The following is a 17,891-nucleotide window of genomic DNA, read 5'->3' on the forward strand; positions in this document are numbered from 1 at the left end:
GAATATATTTAGATTTAATGTCATTAAATAAATAAATAATCAGATATTTTATCCGTTTAACTGATTTATTCCTTGACAATCATAGACATTCTATCAGATGATAAAATTAGACGAAACCGATGTACGCCTGTTGGCACTTTTACAAGAAGATTGCAAAAAAACCACCAAGGCCTATGCCTTGGCTTTGGGTTTGAGTGCCACAGCTGTTTACGAGCGTATTAAACGTCTCGAACGCAGCGGTACCATTACCCACTATGCCGCTTTATTGGATAAGGAGATGGTAGGCAAATCGTTTGTGGCTTTTTGCCATGTAAAATTGGTTCAGCACGCCAAAGACTATGTTCGGCTTTTTGAACGTAAGGTTTTGGAATTGGAAGAGGTGGCCGAATGTTACCATATTAGTGGCGACTACGATTACATCTTAAAGATTTTGGTGGCCGACATGCCCCAATACCGCGATTTTATGGTCACCAAACTAACCGCCATTGACCATATTGGAAGCACACATAGTTCCTTTGTAATCAGTGCTGTAAAGCATACGACGGCCATTCCGGTAGTACCGAATAAATAACTGTACAAACCCGCCCATCGGTTAGCCAAGTTGAAATGGAACATTGGATAATTTCTAATTGATAAATGGTACTTCTATAAAGCAAAATAGTAGTAATTTTGTAGGCAGTTTTAAAATCAAGAATATGGACTCATATGATGTTGTTGTTATCGGCTCGGGCCCGGGAGGCTATGTAGCGGCTATCCGTTGCGCACAATTGGGCATGAAAACAGCTATAATCGAAAAATACCCTACACTTGGGGGCACCTGCTTAAACGTAGGATGTATTCCGTCTAAAGCCTTATTGGATTCTTCGCACCATTATGAAGATGCCGTAAAACATTTCGGCACCCACGGTATTGATATCGATGGGGAGGTAAAGGTGAACATGGAGCAAATGATCGCCCGTAAGGCTCAAGTGGTAGAGCAGAACACCAAGGGTATTGAGTTCTTGATGGACAAAAACAACATTACCGTTTTACAAGGTGTAGGGAGTTTTAAAGATGCCACCCATATCAACGTAACCGATTCTGAAGGAAATGTGACTACGGTCGAAGCCAAAAAGACCATAATCGCTACAGGATCTAAACCAGCGAGTCTGCCATTTATAGAATTGGACAAAGAACGTATCATTACTTCTACCGAGGCCTTGAAACTTTCTGAAGTGCCCAAGCATATGATCGTTATTGGTGGCGGTGTTATCGGGTTGGAACTGGGTCAGGTGTACAAACGCCTAGGCGCCCAAGTGACCGTGGTTGAGTATATGGATACTATTCTTCCTGGAATGGATAAAAGCCTTTCCAAGGAATTGACCAAGGTATTGAAGAAGCAAAAAGTAAAGTTCGCCCTATCGCATAAGGTGAAATCTGTAACCCGTAATGGGGATGAAGTAACCATTTTGGCCGACGATAAAAAAGGCCAGGAAGTAAGCTTTAGCGGAGATTACGTTTTAGTGGCCGTAGGACGCCGCCCGTATACAGACGGACTGAATCTGGAAGCCGCCGGTGTAAAGATGGATGAACGAGGTCGTGTAGAAGTAGACAATCATTTAAAGACCAATGTAGATAATATCTATGCCATTGGCGATGTGGTAAAAGGAGCCATGTTGGCCCATAAAGCTGAAGAAGAAGGGGTAATGGTAGCCGAGTTGATGGCCGGACAAAAACCCCATATCGATTACAATTTGATTCCAGGAGTAGTATATACTTGGCCCGAAGTTGCCGCTGTAGGAAAAACCGAAGAGCAGTTAAAAGAAGCCGGGGTAGCCTATAAAGTGGGACAATTCCCGATGCGCGCCTTGGGTAGATCCAGAGCCAGTATGGATACCGATGGATTCGTTAAAATCTTGGCCGATGAAAAAACCGACGAAGTTTTGGGCGTACATATGGTTGGTGCCCGTGTAGCCGATTTGATCGCCGAAGCTGTAACCGCCATGGAGTTCAGGGCCTCTGCTGAAGATATCTCACGTATGAGCCATGCCCACCCTACCTATGCCGAAGCCGTTAAGGAAGCCGCCTTGGCCGCTACCGATAACAGGCCTATTCATATGTAGTGCATAACTAACAAGGAGCTTATAAAAGCCGTTTCAATCGCGATTGGAACGGCTTTTTAATTTAAAATCAATCAACAACATGTACTCCTGGAGCCACTCTCCTACGAATAATTCGCTCAACTTTTTCAACAAGCGGAACAAGGGATGTATATCTAGCATTTTTAACGTTAAAGACAATTAGGCTCATTTGAAAAGACTCCAAATGTTGTTGACCGCCCATATTCTTATCCAAAGAAATCAGAATTTTGAGGTCATTTTTTCGCATCCGATTTAATAACTCCCCGTTTTTTACCCCCGTCCATCCCATCTCGGGGACCGTATTCACTTCAAAATCGGGACTAAAGCGATATTTTAACTTTCTGGGAACATTTTCGTCAAGCAGCAGTTTCATTATTTGACGGATTTTCGGACAGATAAACACCCAATAACTCTAACACACTTTGGACCGAAGTCTTATCCACGGTAGGGTAGTTCTCCAAAAAGTCTTCAATGGTATCTCCACCCAACAAATAGTCGAATAATATCTTTAAAGGAACCCTAGTACCCTTAAATACTCGAGCACCCCCTAATACCTCCGACGAAGAAGACACATATTTATCTAAAGCAAGTTTTAAATCCATATAACCAATTTGGTTTTAAGTAAACCACTCCATTGCAAGCACACGAGGCATCCAGATGAAATAAGATTTTTATTTCGACGCAAGCCTCGAGGTTTTAAACCCTTTGGCGGTGTCAATAAATATACGAATATGCCGCTAATTAACTTAAGATCAAGAAAGGAATACCATGTGAAATTGCGAGTTATTTCACCGGTCGCAACAAACGATGGATAAAGAAACGTACCCTAACGGAGAGTACTCGTAGCCCGTATAAAGCCAAAGGCAGGTATTTCTGTGCAGTTGTTTTGATAAACACCCAAAAGCCCTTGATTTCGGTTTTGACCCGTACTTTATGGGCCTCATAACGTAAAGACAACCAAACACAACCCCCCATAAATAGTAGGGCGCCCGGAATTACCCATTGGGGCGACAAGCTATGATGTAAATAACGATAAAGCCCCATACCCGTAAAACTACCGTAGAGGATGATAAAGTGAATCACGTAGATTGATAAGGTACTCTGCCCAATTTTCAACACCAAGGGTTGCGCCATCCATTTTCTGAATAACATAAAAATGGCGAATACTAAGAAAACATCGCCCAACCGAATAAATAGATAATTGTTTTGTTGAATGGCCTCAAACAAGGTGATTCCTGTTTGGGTGCTGAGCCATAAAAAGAAATCCGAGGACCAAAATATAAGTCCGCTGCCAACCAATAAACTACTAGTAATGGTTATCGGATAAAAATAAGGGACAGCCTTAAATCGCTTAAAGATCATAGCAAGGGCACCCCCTATTGCCGCATAGCCGAACCACGGGATAATGGTAAACACCGAACCATTGGCCTTGGTCAGGTAATTGGCCAGACCTACGGGTAACCATTCAAACCCCCATGTTTTATACATAGGTTCAAAAACGAACAAGAGTACACCAATTGCCGCCAACACCAAAGGAAACCCCCTCGTTCGCTTGGCCGTAGCCAAATACACCCCCACGATACCCAATAAAGATAGCCCTATGCAATGCAGTACATCTACCAAATAAAAGGAATCGTAGAAACGAAAAGAGAGTAGCCCCCAAAGATTGGTTCGCAATAAATACCCAATAAACAGCAATTCCAATCCGCGTTTCAGGCCCTTTTTCACCCTCGGGTTCTGCCATCCGGTTTGAGGCACACGAATTAGTAAATAGGTAAAGATAAATCCGGATACGGTAAAGAAAACCGGGGCGGTAATACCTCGAAAATACTTCCAAACGGAATACAGTACGACCGAATCGTCACGAAAGGCATTATCCAACAGCCCATCGATAAAATGCCCTTGGAGCATCATTAAAATGGCCCAAGCCCGCATAGCATCGATAAAAAACAACCGATTCGACTTCATTTGTTTGTTAATACCCATATTTTTTAGCCCGTTGACACTCAATACCTTCGCATGGGAACGCTGCAAAATTAGATAAATTACTGGCCTTTAGCTTTTATTTGCCTTAATTTCGTTCAATAACCTACATACTATACGTAGCAAATAAAGGTTTTGGTCTTATTCTTGTAGGACAGGCATTAAAAATCGATTGGTTCATTGAGGACACCCATTACTTTCCCTATTCCCGAAAATAGCCCCATAAAACAGCAATTGTTGCAGTGGGGCCAGCAATTCGTAGATTGCTGCTGGTTGGATAGTAACGAGCACCCAGATCCCTATGGCAATTTTGAAGCTATATTGGCCGTAGGTACCCAAAGTAGGCTAGTAGCCCAGGATCGATTGGGATTCAAAGCCTTCGAAAACTACAGGAACCGAGAAAACGATTGGATTTTTGGTTATCTAAGCTACGACCTAAAAAATGGTCTCGAGAATTTAGAATCCGAGAATAGGGACCATATGGAGTTTCCTGCTCTTTACTTTTTTCGCCCCGAGAAAGTAATCCTTCTGGAGAAAGATAAATTGGTTTTCCAATATCCGGAAGCCATGGCGGCTGAAGCCCAACATGATTATGAAGCTATTTGCGGACTTCAACTATCTACACAGATAAAAAATCATAGCCCAATCGACATAAAGGCCGGCATGTCAAAAGAGGCCTATTTGGCCAAGTGCCAACAGCTTTTGGAACACATTCATCGGGGCGATGTGTATGAAATCAATTTTTGCCAGGAATTCTACGCCAGCAAGACTAAAATCGATCCGCTGGCCCTATTCACCGAAATGAATACCCGCTTACAGCCACCTTTTGCCACCTTTTTAAAAATGGGGGACCGCTATGTACTTTCGGCTTCACCAGAGCGTTTTTTAAATCGTAAAGGCAATACACTCATATCCCAACCTATTAAGGGCACGGCCAAAAGACATTTTGACGATCCTGTACAAGATGAAAGAGCCAAGGTTGAATTGGAGAACAGTGAAAAAGAACGGGCCGAAAACATTATGATCGTTGATTTGGTGCGGAACGACCTCTCCAAAGTCGCTACAAAAGGGAGTGTAAAAGTACCGGAATTGTGCCGGGTATACCCCTACGAACAAGTACACCAAATGGTATCTACGGTAAGTGCTAAAATCCCTAGCCAAAGTTCTCCGATAGCCTTGATCAAGGCTGCTTTTCCGATGGGCAGCATGACCGGAGCCCCAAAAATTTCGGCCATGGAACTCATAGAACGTTATGAAACCCATAAAAGAGGGGTGTATAGCGGGAGTGTAGGTTATATAGACCCCCAGGGCGATTTCGACTTCAATGTAATCATACGCACCCTACTGTACGATAAAAAGTCAAAAAAGGTATCCCTATCGGTGGGTAGTGCCCTCACCGCTTTGGCCCGGCCCGAGGCCGAATACGATGAGTGTTTGCTAAAGGCCCAAGCTTTGATCCAATTGCTAGAGGCTACGGATTGATATCTGCATTTCACAGCCCGCCTGAAAAACCTATATTTGGACATGGACCCATCTTTTACGCACCCTTTCCGCAATTTTTCAATCCACTGTCGTTATTTTCCCACCGAATCGCCCAAGGCCATGGTTGTTTTGGTACACGGTATGGGCGAACATCTCGAACGGTATAGTCGGTCGGTAATTCCAATCCTAAACCAATACGGTGTCTCTGTACTGGCCTATGACAACATAGGACATGGCCAAAGTTCAGGTAAACGCGGGCACTGCCCAAGTTATGCGGCCTTGCAAGACCTTTTGGGCGAAATAATAAGTTTGGCCAAAACGGAAGCCCTCCAATTGCCCTTGTTGTTATATGGCCATAGTATGGGCGGCAACCTGGTATTGAACTATGGATTACGAACCGGAAATATAGATGGCATAATCGCTTCGAGTCCGTATTTGCGTTTGGCCTTTGAACCCCCAAAATGGAAAATGGGACTAGGCAGGTTCTTACTGGGCATTTTACCCGGAATAACCCTTCCTACGGGGCTAGACCCCAATGCCATCAGTCAGCAAGCCACCGAAGTGGCCGCTTACAATAACGACCCTTTAATCCATGATAAGGTGAGTCCGATGTTCTCCTTCCCAATTATGGAAGCCGGGGAATGGGCCATTAATGAAGCCCAAAACCTAAAAACCCCTACCCTATTGATCCACGGTACGGCCGATGCCCTAATCGATTACAAGGCTACGGAAGCCTTTCATGCGAACTGCAACGCTTCTACCCTGCATCTTATAGATAAGGGATACCACGAATTGCATCACGACCTGAACCGGGTACAATTCCTAAAACTTATTGGTGATTGGTTGAAAACAAGGCTTTCTTAACCATTTTTAACAATCGGAAGGCGGCAAAAGCTAGTGAACCCCTTATTTTTGTGAGGTGCTGCCCGAGTTCAAAGAACATATTGAAAGCCATTTTCCAGAAATCCTAAGTCACCCTACCATGGTTGCCATCAGTGGGGGCATGGATAGTGTGGTACTCACCCACTTGTTGATCCAACTCGATATAAAACCCAGCTTGGCCCATTGTAACTTTCAATTACGGGGAGAAGAAAGTGATGCCGATGCTGAATTCGTATCGGAACTGGCCGAAAAATGGAATCTACAGCTATACTCAAAAACATTTGAAACCAAACAAATAAAGGCGGAAAACCGTGGATCTACCCAAATGATAGCCCGTGATCTGCGTTACCACTGGTTTAACGAACTAATCGATCAGGGAAAATCCACATACCTGCTTACGGCCCATCATCTAGACGACAATATCGAGACCTTTTTGATCCATCTAAGCCGTGGTACAGGAATCCAAGGATTACTTGGCATACCCGAACGTAACCACCCTATTTTAAGACCCTTACTCCCTTTTAGCCGCGAAGAAATTTTAAGGTACGCCAAAAACAATCAATTGGCATGGCGCGAAGATTCAAGTAATGCATCCGATGATTACCTACGTAACCGGATCAGGCATCATATTAGTCCGCAATTAAAGGAACTGCACCCTAGTTTCGATCCCAATTTTAACCGGACTATACGGCAACTGACCCAGGAAAAACAACTGGCCCAAATAGAAATTGACCGAGCTCGCGCTAGTTGTTTTACCAGTGATGGCGACGGTTATAAAATCGAAATCGAAAAGCTGCAAGCCTTAACCCCATTGGCGGCCTATCTCTATCATTTCTTTGAGCCCTTCGGATTCAGTCAATTCGGGGCAATAGAAAAAATGCTCAATGGCCTATCGGGAAAGGAAATCCGTTCCCACAGCCATCGGCTAATAAAAGACAGAACCCACTTGCTATTGCATCCACTGGAAACAATCGATAAAACTTGTTATGAAATCGAGGCGGGAACGACACATTTACAACATCCTATTGGCTTGCAATTTGAAAAAGTGGATCAAATGAAGGAAAAACAAGCTGGGGTGTTATATATTGATGCCGATTGCTTGCAATATCCGTTGACCTTACGTAAAAAAAAGGAAGGTGACGTTTTTTATCCGCAAGGTATGCGGGGTAAAAAGAAATTATCGAAGTATTTCAAAGATGAGAAAATGGACACGCTAACCAAAGAAAACCAATGGTTGCTGTGTTCCCAAGATCAAATCGTTTGGGTAGTAGGTAAACGGGGCGATGAACGCTTTAAGATTACCCCAACCACCCAAAATATTATTAAAGTAACGCTGAAAACCTAAACCCGAAAATGGGTGGGTACGGTAAAACCAAGTCAAGCGCTGGCCAAGGCGCACCTTTAGATTAGAATTAGATGAAAAAACAACTGTGTTCCCTGCTTGTATTCCTCTCCTTTTTGGGGTTACAGGCGCAGTTCAACGAGAATCCGGTAAGCTGGAGACATGAGGTAAAGGCCCTATCGGAAGATAGCTTCGAGATTAAAATGATCGCCGATCTAGAGCCCGAATGGCATTTGTATTCGCAACATACGGCCGAAGGGGGTTCATTGCCCATAGAGTTCACCTATGTGAATGTGGGCACCGATTACGAAACCGTGGGCCCTACCGAAGAAAGTGCCACGGAAAAGGCCTATAATGAGGTCTTTGAAGTAGAGGAAACCTTTTTCAGCGGACAGGCCATATTTACCCAAAAGATAAAACGTTTAGACCCCAAGGTCAGGCAATTGAGCGTAGAGCTGTTTTACCAGGTCTGTAAAGAAGTTTGTATTCCGGGCGATGCCGTACTTACCATCAGTCTCGATGGCGGCAAGGCCATAGTGGAAGAAAAAAACATAGACGACCGCTCAAAGGCCATGGCCGCGGCCTTAAAACTCGATATAAAGAACAAAGAAATCTTAAACAGTGGCGATGGGGAATCGGTTAAAACGGCCACAGGGCCTTGGACCATTTTCGGCCTGGGCTTCTTGGGAGGGCTCATCGCTTTATTGACCCCCTGTGTTTTTCCCATGATTCCACTTACGGTTTCCTTTTTTACCAAAGGGGCCCAAAATAGATCCAAAGGCATTTCACGGGCCTTTCTTTACGGCTTCTTTATTGTGCTGATCTATGCCTTGCTTAGTCTACCCTTCCATCTGTTCGATTCGGTAGATTCGCAAATCTTGAACTCCATTGCCACCAATATTTGGCTCAATCTCTTTTTCTTTCTGATTTTCGTGGTGTTCGCATTCTCCTTTTTTGGGTATTTCGAACTCACCCTGCCCAGTAGTTGGGCCAATAAAATGGATTCGGCCTCCTCTAAGGTTGGCGGCATACTCGGTATTTTCTTTATGGCGGTAACCTTGGCCATAGTCAGTTTTTCGTGTACCGGACCTATTTTGGGTGGTTTGTTGGGCAGCACGGCCCTAGCCGAAGGCGATGTGGCCAACAACCTCAGTATCGGTATGATCGGATTCGGGGCGGCTTTGGCCCTACCTTTTGCCCTTTTTGCCATGTTTCCGGCTTGGTTGAATTCTTTACCCAAATCGGGCGGCTGGATGACCACGGTTAAAGTGGTCTTGGGATTTTTAGAACTGGCCCTGGCCCTAAAATTCCTGTCCAATGCCGATTTGGTAGCACACTGGGGACTATTGAAACGTGAGCTATTTATAGGCCTATGGATTTTAATCGGCATTTTGATGACGGCCTATTTGTTCGGATGGATCCGTTTTCCGCACGATGGCCCTAAAAAGAAAATCCGAGGCATTCGTTTGTTTACAGCACTGGCATCCTTGGCATTTACCATATACTTAGGTTTAGGTCTGGCCAAAGTGGTCGACCTAAAACTGCTGAGCGGCTTTCCCCCACCTGACTTTTACAGTGTAGTTGAAACCGAATCCGATTGTCCATTGGGCTTGGATTGCTACAAAGACTACCAAAGCGGCTGGGCCAAAGCCAAGGCAAGCGGCAAACCCATTATGTTCGATTTTACAGGTTGGGCCTGCGTAAACTGCCGTAAAATGGAGGAAAACGTCTGGAGCGACCCCGAGGTATACGAGCTATTGAAAAACGAATATGTGCTGATTTCCTTGTATGTGGATGACCGAAAGGCATTGCCCCCATCGGAGCAATTTGAGTTTAAATTCGATAGTGGTAAGGTAAAATCAATTAAAACCATTGGCGATAAATGGGGTACCTTTCAAACGGCAAATTTCGGATCCATTTCACAACCTTATTATGTATTGATGGATACCGAGGGCCAGTTGTTGGCCCCGGCCATCCAATACACCGATAAAGACACCTATTTGGCTTGGCTAAAGGCTGGGTTAAAGAACCATAACTAAAAGACAGACTAATACAACTTAATTCCAACCCTATGAGAAAGCTATTATTCGCCTTTACCCTAGGCCTTCTGTTCTCGTGTAGTCAGGCCCAGACGGATTACGACCCTAAGGCCCATTACAATAAATCGGAGGTTACCATTAGCATGCGTGATGGTATAAAACTCCACACCACGATTTACAGCCCTAAGGATACTTCAAAAGAATACCCGATACTATTGCACCGTACCCCCTACTCCTGTAGGCCTTATGGTGAAGCCTATCGCAGTAAAATAGGGCCCAACAACACCATGATGAAGGAAGGCAATATCGTGGTGTACCAAGATGTGCGTGGGCGCTGGAACAGTGAAGGGGTCTATGATAATATGCGCGCCTATATCCCTAATAAAAAGCGAAAGGAAGTAGACGAAGCCTCCGATACTTACGATACTATCGACTGGTTAGTAAAGAACATTGCCAATAACAATGGTAAGGTAGGCGTATGGGGTATCTCTTACCCAGGCTTCTACTCCACTTATGCTTTATTAGATGCGCACCCGGCCCTAAAAGCCGTATCGCCCCAAGCCCCTATTGGTGATTTTTATTTTGATGATTTCCACCATAACGGTGCTTATTTGTTAAGTTATTGGCGTGCCACGGCCGTTTTCGGTTATATGAAAGACCAACCCACCACAGAGGCCTGGTATAAATTTCCCGAATTGGGCACCGAAGACCAATACCAGTTTTTTCTTGATGCCGGTCCGCTATCGAATCTCGACCAATATTATAAGGAGGATAATGTATTCTGGACCCAGCTGAAAGAACATCCGGATTATGATGAATTCTGGCAAAAAAGAGGCATTATCCAACATTTGAACGATATTAAACCTGCGGTAATGACCGTAGGCGGATGGTTCGATGCCGAAGACCTTTATGGACCCTTGAATACCTACGGAGCCATTGAAAAAAGCTCAAAAACCTACAATACCTTGGTTATGGGTCCTTGGAGTCATGGGGACTGGGCACGAAACAAAAAGCGTCAGGCCGTGGGTAATGTGTATTTTGGTGACGATCTCTCAAAATTCTTCCAAGAGGATATAGAGACCGAGTTCTTCAACCACTTTCTAAAAGGAAGCGCCGATGGTAATACCGGGCTTCCGGAAGCTTACCTTTTCGATACCGGAACCAAAGACTGGCATCGTTTTGAAAACTGGCCCCCAAGGAACCTGGAAAAACGTTCCTATTTCCTTCAGGCCCATGAGCGTCTATCCCCCATAGCCACGCGGGAATACTCAGCAGCAACATTTGTCAGTGACCCAGCCAAACCAGTACCCTATTCCGAAGACATCAAAATGGTCTTTACGCCAAGAAAGTTCATGACCGACGACCAGCGATTTGCAGCCCGAAGGCCTGATGTTTTGGTTTTTGAGACCCCGGTTCTCGAGGAAGCCGTAACCTTGGCCGGACCACTTTTGGCCAAACTTAAGGTGGCCACCACCGGAACCGATGCCGATTGGGTAGTTAAACTGATCGATGTATACCCGCCAGACCATGAAGATTACGAAGAGACCCAAGACCATTTAAAAATGGGCAATTACCACCAAATGGTCCGTTCGGAGGTTATTAGAGGTCGGTACCGCAACGATTTTGCCAAGCCCGAACCCTTCGAGCCCAACAAAGAAACGGCCGTAGACCTCACTTTGCAAGATGTACTACATACCTTTAAAAAAGGGCATAAAATTCAGGTGCAGATCCAAAGTACTTGGTTTCCGTATATAGATCGGAACCCACAAAATTATGTCGACAATATTTTCTTGGCCAAGGAAAGTGATTTTGGCAAACAGACCCATTCCGTATACAATAGCTCCAAGATTGAGGTAGGTATACTGCCTACCAAAAAATAAGGATATATTCTGAAAATACTAAGTAATGTTACCAAGTTGACACTTACTGTCGATAAAAACTACTAAAATCCATTCAATACTATCAAAAAGCAGGCTTTTATGCCTGCTTTTTTGGGTAAAATGGGGTACATTTAAGGCAATTATGAAGCTATTTAAAAAATTCCTGTGGATACTTATCGGCCTGGTAGGATTGATCAGTATCGCCGTATTACTATTCGTACAACACCTAAAACCAGAATATGAAGGGGAGGTAGAAATGGCCGATCTTTCGGCCAAGGTCGAGGTGTACTACGACACCTATGGTATACCCCATATCTATGCACAAAACACGGCCGATGCCTATAAGGCCTTGGGTTATGTACATGCCCAAGACAGACTTTGGCAAATGGAGTTACTACGCAGGATAGGTACAGGAGGTTTATCCGAGGTTTTCGGTAAGGACCTTTTGGAGACCGATAAGTTCTTCCTGGCTATGGGCATTGAGGAAGCCACGCACAAAACTGTAAAGAACCTAGATCCTAAAAGTGACGAAGTACGATTGGCCCAGGCCTATCTTTCGGGTATCAATCAGTTTATAGCCGATGGCCCTACCCCCATCGAGTTTTACCTGACCGGAATCGATAAGAAGGCCTTCGCCATGGAAGACATTCTCAATGTAATGGGCTATATGTCTTTTAGTTTTGCCATGGCCCATAAAACCGACCCTTGGGTAAGTCGCCTGAACGATAAACTTGGCCCAAAATACTTAAAGGACCTAGGCTTGGATGTAGACCCCAATACCCAGCTCATCCCAAATTTTCCGAATCGGGCCCAACGTGACAGCCTTTCACTACATACCGATTCTATAGCCACCAATGCCATGGCCCAGGTTTTGGAACCCCTGGAAGCCTTATCTATTCCACTGTTCGAAGGTAGTAACAGCTGGGTAATTGGTCCGCAGAAAACAGCCACGGGTAAGGTTATTTTTGCCAACGACCCCCATATCGGATTTGCACAACCATCGGTTTGGTTCGAGGCCCATATCAACACCCCCGATTACGAAATGTATGGCTATCATTTGGCCGGAATGCCATTTCCGCTCTTAGGGCATAACCGTCAAATGGCCTATGGGTTGACCATGTTCGAAAACGACGACATCGATTTTTATTACGAAACCGCCAATGCCGAAGGCACCCAATACAAAACCCCCGATGGCTGGAGGGACTTTTCCACCCACGAAAGGGAAATTATAGTAAAAGACAGTGGTTTGGTCAAATTCAGTTATAAAGAGACCCTACATGGCCCCATTTTAAATGGTATCGCCAATCAGGTTCAGGGCGATAGGCCCATAGCCATGAAATGGATCTATACTCAAGAAGACAACCAATTGTTATCGGCCGTATTTGGTATGACCCAAGCCCAAAACCTAAAAGATTTCAAAACCTCGGTCAGTAAAATACATGCCCCGGGGCTCAATGTAATGTATGGCGATGTCGATAACAATATCGCTTGGACCGCAGCCGGAAAATTATATGAAATGCCCAAAGGGGTACAAACCAAAATGGTCTTGGACGGAAGCTCGGGCGAAGATGAACCATTACGTTTCCTAGACTTTAGCGAGAACCCGCAATCAGTTAACCCACCTTGGGGTTACGTATATTCGGCCAACAATCAACCCGATACCATTTCGGGTATATGGTACCCAGGTTATTATCTGCCTGAAAACAGGGGTAAACGCATTGTACAATTGCTGGAAGCCAAAAACGATTGGGACCGTGAAAATGTAGAGACGATGATCAACGATGTAACCTCTTCCATGACCCCGACCGTTGTAAAGGAAATCTTTAAATGCATCAACATCAAGGAACTTTCCGATGACCATAGTGACAAATTGGATATTCTGGGCCAATGGGATGGAAACTATCAATTAGATCGAATTGAGCCTACCATTTACCATCGCTGGGAGTATTTCTTCCTTAAAAACACTTTTGAAGATGAAATGGGACCGGAAATGTTCAAGGAGTTTTTGGCGACCCATTTGCATAAACGTATCACGGTTCCTATGATATCGGATGAAGGCGGCAAATCGATTTGGTGGGATAATGTAAAGACTACCGACACTATAGAATGGAAATCGACCATAGTTACCCAATCCTTTCAACAAGCCATGGAAGCCTTGGAAAAGGAATTGGGGCAAGATCGTGAACAATGGACCTGGAACCGGGTACACACCTTGGAGCACGGTCACCCCATTGGGCAGGTAGAAAGTTTACGTTCGTTCTTCAACGTAGGCCCCTTTCCTATCGTGGGCACACGGGAAGTAATCAATAATCTGGCCTTTAAATACGATGGCAGCGGCGATTACAAGGTAGGTTCGGGCCCCTCGACACGTAGGGTAATCGATTTTTCCGATATCGAAAATAGCCGCAGTATTTTACCCACGGGCCAATCAGGTAATCCGTTCAGTACCCATTATAAAGACCAGGCCGAATTGTACAATGCTGGCAAATTCCGGAAGATGTTATTGAATACGGAGGAAATCCAATCCAAAACCAGTACCGTACTTCGTTTCTCAAAAGCCGAATAGGGATTTCCGAACAAGGGTTTTTATAATCACTTGGCCTAAATATTGGTAAACCCAACATCCATTTTTTTAAATTATGGAATGCTTACCAAAATATACAGTAGTGCGGTTTTTGGCATTGACGCCTCAACCATCACCGTAGAAGTAAATATAGGCAAAGGTGTGGGGTACCATTTGGTGGGACTACCCGATAATGCCATTCGTGAAAGTAATTTTAGGATATCTGCCGCCTTACAGAACAATGGCTACAAAGTGCCCGGTAAAAAAATTACCATTAATATGGCACCTGCCGATATGCGTAAGGAAGGTTCGGCCTACGACCTTACCTTGGCCATAGGGGTACTCCATGCCTCTGAGCAATTACAGACCGAAAAACTAGACGATTATATTATCATGGGTGAATTGTCTTTGGATGGCAGTTTACAACCCATAAAAGGGGCTTTGCCCATTGCCATTCAGGCCCAAAAAGACGGGTTCAAAGGTTTTATCTTACCCAAGGACAACGCGCAAGAAGCAGCCATAGTTAATGGATTGGAAGTATACGGAATGGATAACCTTTTGGAAGTTATCGGCTTTTTGGAAGGGAAAAACGAAGTTGCACCTTTTCGAGTAGATAGCCAAGCCTATTTTGCGACGGAATCGGCAATGCCCATCCATGATTTTTCAGAGGTAAAAGGCCAAGAAAGTATCAAAAGGGCCATGGAGATTGCTGCCGCCGGAGGTCATAATATTATACTTATCGGTCCGCCCGGGGCCGGAAAAACCATGTTGGCCAAACGCCTGCCTTCCATTTTACCACCCATGAGTTTGGATGAAGCCTTGGAGACCACCAAAATACATTCCGTAGTCGGCAAGGTTCAAAACCAAGGCCTGGTAGCCCAGCGTCCCTTTCGTAACCCGCATCACTCATCGTCGGACATAGCCCTTGTGGGTGGGGGTAGCTACCCCCAACCCGGAGAAATCTCGTTGGCGCATAATGGGGTATTGTTCTTGGATGAATTACCGGAATTTAAACGTGGGGTACTAGAGGTCATGCGGCAACCTTTGGAAGATCGGGAAGTAACCATTTCCCGAGCCCGTTTTACGGTAACCTACCCGTGCAGTTTTATGTTGGTGGCCAGCATGAACCCGAGTCCGAGTGGTTATTTTAACGAACCAGGTGCCCCGGTTACCTCGACCCCGGCCGAAATGCAACGCTATTTAAACCGTATCTCGGGGCCCCTACTCGACCGTATCGATATCCATATCGAGGTGACCCCGGTACCTTTTGAAAAACTATCAGACGACCGTCGGGGCGAACCCAGCGCCCTAATCCGGGAAAGGGTTACACAGGCCAGAGACATACAGACCCAGCGTTTTAAAACCCAAGAAAGCCTGCACTATAATGCCCAAATGGGGCCCAAACAAATCAGTGAATACTGTGCCTTGGACCAAACCGCCAAAAACCTACTGAAAGATGCTATGGAACGTTTGAACCTTTCGGCCCGGGCCTATGATCGTATTTTAAAAGTATCGCGCACCATTGCCGATTTGGAAGCTGTAAAAGACATAAGCCCAAGCCATATTGCCGAAGCCATACAATACCGTAGTCTGGATCGCGATGGTTGGTTGGGATAATTAAAGCCTTTTTAGTATCTCTACCATTTTATTGGCCCTTTCTTGAGTCTCCTCTATACTCCACCCTAATTTGATAAGGCAAGAAATATTGCGCCCCATCCAATGGTCTGATTGTGAGAAATCGGTTTGGGAAAAATCTTGTAGTCCGGCCAAAACCTCTTGAGGTAATTTACCTAGGGATTTCTTATGCTGAAGATGCTCCCATTTTCTATAATAATGCCAATTGTTATCATACCAATAGAAACAGGCATCGATTCCGGCTTCCTTTAGTGCGATACTTGCTTTTTGGGCCAAATCGGTATTGGGCATAAAAAAGCTCAAAAAAGAATAATTCTGACTCCCCTTTTCCGGAATGCTACGCAGCTTTAGTCCATCTACTTCCATTAAAGCATTCTCCAGTATGGCGTAACGTTCTTTTTGAGTAGCTACAAAATTATCTAAACGATCGATTTGGGCCACACCAACAGCCGCATTCAATTCCGAAATCCGATAATTATACCCCAGAAACGGGTGTGACTCGGCCCCACGATCATTCCCAACATGGTCGTGTCCGTGATCCGAAAAATGGTCGGCATGAGTATAATAAGAAGCATTATTGGTGATGACAGCCCCACCTTCGCCGCATGTTATTGTCTTTACAAAATCGAAACTAAAGCAACCTAAATCGCCATAAGCCCCCAAGGGGATGCCATCAAAACTACCGCCAATGGCTTGGCAGGCATCTTCCAACAACAATAGATTATGGGTTTTACAGATAGCCTTCAATCGAGCTAGATCGGCCATGGAACCGCACATATGTACCGGCATTACCACCTTGGTCTTTGGTCCTATGGCCTTTTCAACCGCCTGTGGGCATAGGGTAAGGGTATCGTCTATATCAACCAAAATCGGTACAGCACCCAAAGCCAGAACGGCCTCAAAACTGGCCACAAATGTAAAGGTGGGTAAAATGACCTCATCGCCTGCCCCTACTCCGGCACTGGCCAAGGCCACGGTTATTGCAGCGGTACCACTACTGACCAATTGGGCATGGGATACTTGCATACGCTTGCAAAGTTTGGCTTCCAATTCTTTCGATTTCCATTGGCCGTTACGCATGCCATCGAAACCATAGCGCATTAATACCCCACTGTCCAATACTTGTTGCACTTCCCGCTTTTCTAGTTCTCCGAATTTTTCGAATCCTGGCATTTTTTATACTTATAGGTTAGTTCTAAGCTCTTATTATTGGAAAAACCACAGTTTAATGGCCATGGCGACCACCATTATCACCAAAAAGGTTTTAATGAATCCATCGCCTTTTTTAACCGAAACCCTACTCGCTACCCAGCCCCCAGTACCATTACCCAGTGCCAAGATGCCTCCTATTTTCCAATCCACCTTATCGTTCAACACAAAAACGGCCAAAGCTGACAAGGTATATATCAACACTACGGCAACCTTAGTGGCATTGGCCCGCACCAAGGTCATTTTATTGACATGATGTAGGAACATAATTATGATAAACCCAATTCCTGCATTAATGAATCCGCCATAAATTCCGATGCAGAAAAAAGCCAGAATACCGAGCCAAAGGTATTTTCCGGTAATACGTTCTTGCACCGATTCCAATTTCATTTTCGGGCCAAAAAGTATGATAACCACCACAACTATCATAACGATGGCCAAGATGCGGTTAAAGAGTTCCCCCTTGATATCTACTGCGATTGAAGCACCGATTACGGCACCGATAAGTGCAGCAATACCCAAATAGATATTAAAAGGAAAAGTGGAAACCCCTTTGCTTTTGAATCCGGCCGTAGCCAGACCGGTCTGCACCACTATGGCCACCCTATTGGTACCATTGGCAATGGCAGGCGGAAGACCCAGAAAAATAAGGGTTGGTAGGATTAACAAAGACCCACCTCCGGCCAAGGTATTGATAAAACCTACGGTAAACCCGACCCCGACCAATAAAGGATAATGCCACCATTCTTGCATGCC

14 protein-coding genes are annotated in these 17,891 nt (G+C 44.8%); 9 read left to right on the forward strand and 5 right to left on the reverse strand.

From position 1 onward, the window contains the following. The first annotated feature begins 97 nt into the window (after positions 1–97). Together B7P33_RS14730 and lpdA are read left to right on the forward strand one after the other, a co-directional pair. Positions 98–571, forward strand: coding sequence for an Lrp/AsnC family transcriptional regulator (locus tag B7P33_RS14730; protein ID WP_097442766.1), 474 nt, complete (start codon positions 98–100; stop codon positions 569–571). Positions 572–695: 124 nt separating this feature from the next. Next, positions 696–2,102, forward strand: coding sequence for a dihydrolipoyl dehydrogenase (gene lpdA, locus B7P33_RS14735; RefSeq protein ID WP_097443031.1), 1,407 nt, complete (start codon positions 696–698; stop codon positions 2,100–2,102). A 67-nt stretch (positions 2,103–2,169) separates the two neighbouring features. Here lpdA and B7P33_RS14740 read toward each other — a convergent pair whose 3' ends face one another. The 3 genes from B7P33_RS14740 to B7P33_RS14750 all read right to left on the reverse strand — a co-directional run bounded on the left by B7P33_RS14740 (position 2,170) and on the right by B7P33_RS14750 (position 4,088). Further along, on the reverse strand, positions 2,170–2,493 hold the full coding sequence (locus B7P33_RS14740; protein ID WP_097442767.1) for a DUF5615 family PIN-like protein: 324 nt from the start codon (positions 2,491–2,493) through the stop codon (positions 2,170–2,172). Next, on the reverse strand, positions 2,477–2,722 hold the full coding sequence (locus tag B7P33_RS14745; protein WP_097442768.1) for a DUF433 domain-containing protein: 246 nt from the start codon (positions 2,720–2,722) through the stop codon (positions 2,477–2,479). The genes B7P33_RS14740 and B7P33_RS14745 overlap by 17 nt, the downstream gene beginning before the upstream one ends. Before the next feature lie 181 nt (positions 2,723–2,903). Beyond that, complete coding sequence (locus tag B7P33_RS14750; RefSeq protein ID WP_097443033.1) at positions 2,904–4,088, reverse strand: acyltransferase family protein; 1,185 nt, start codon at positions 4,086–4,088, stop codon at positions 2,904–2,906. Between the two features lie 195 nt (positions 4,089–4,283). Here B7P33_RS14750 and pabB point away from each other — a divergent pair, with 195 nt between their 5' ends. The 7 genes from pabB to B7P33_RS14785 all read left to right on the forward strand — a co-directional run bounded on the left by pabB (position 4,284) and on the right by B7P33_RS14785 (position 15,908). Continuing rightward, a complete protein-coding gene (pabB, locus tag B7P33_RS14755) occupies positions 4,284–5,585 on the forward strand; it encodes an aminodeoxychorismate synthase component I (RefSeq protein WP_097442769.1) in 1,302 nt (433 codons plus the stop codon). Between the two features lie 42 nt (positions 5,586–5,627). Then, entirely contained in the window at positions 5,628–6,449 is an 822-nt protein-coding gene (locus tag B7P33_RS14760) for an alpha/beta hydrolase (RefSeq protein ID WP_097442770.1), read from the forward strand. Positions 6,450–6,567: 118 nt separating this feature from the next. Next, entirely contained in the window at positions 6,568–7,812 is a 1,245-nt protein-coding gene (gene tilS / locus B7P33_RS14765) for a tRNA lysidine(34) synthetase TilS (RefSeq protein WP_245871805.1), read from the forward strand. A gap of 71 nt (positions 7,813–7,883) precedes the next feature. Next, the gene (locus B7P33_RS14770) at positions 7,884–9,848 is read left to right on the forward strand and encodes a protein-disulfide reductase DsbD family protein (RefSeq protein ID WP_097442772.1); all 1,965 of its coding nucleotides are present in this window, start codon (positions 7,884–7,886) and stop codon (positions 9,846–9,848) included. Positions 9,849–9,880: 32 nt separating this feature from the next. Then, a complete protein-coding gene (locus tag B7P33_RS14775; protein WP_097442773.1) occupies positions 9,881–11,728 on the forward strand; it encodes a CocE/NonD family hydrolase in 1,848 nt (615 codons plus the stop codon). A gap of 142 nt (positions 11,729–11,870) precedes the next feature. Next, entirely contained in the window at positions 11,871–14,294 is a 2,424-nt protein-coding gene (locus B7P33_RS14780) for a penicillin acylase family protein (protein WP_097442774.1), read from the forward strand. Positions 14,295–14,372: 78 nt separating this feature from the next. Continuing rightward, positions 14,373–15,908 (forward strand): YifB family Mg chelatase-like AAA ATPase, encoded by a 1,536-nt coding sequence (locus B7P33_RS14785; protein WP_097442775.1) that lies wholly within the window; start codon positions 14,373–14,375, stop codon positions 15,906–15,908. Here the strand turns inward: B7P33_RS14785 and B7P33_RS14790 are convergent, their stop codons facing one another. Then, entirely contained in the window at positions 15,909–17,099 is a 1,191-nt protein-coding gene (locus B7P33_RS14790; protein WP_097442776.1) for a DegT/DnrJ/EryC1/StrS family aminotransferase, read from the reverse strand. Between the two features lie 33 nt (positions 17,100–17,132). Continuing rightward, positions 17,133–17,888, reverse strand: a complete 756-nt coding sequence (locus tag B7P33_RS14795; RefSeq protein WP_097442777.1) for a sulfite exporter TauE/SafE family protein — start codon at positions 17,886–17,888, stop codon at positions 17,133–17,135. Between the last annotated feature and the right edge of the window lie 3 nt (positions 17,889–17,891).

Source organism: Sediminicola luteus, assembly GCF_002514735.1.
GTDB lineage: Bacteria > Bacteroidota > Bacteroidia > Flavobacteriales > Flavobacteriaceae > HQA918.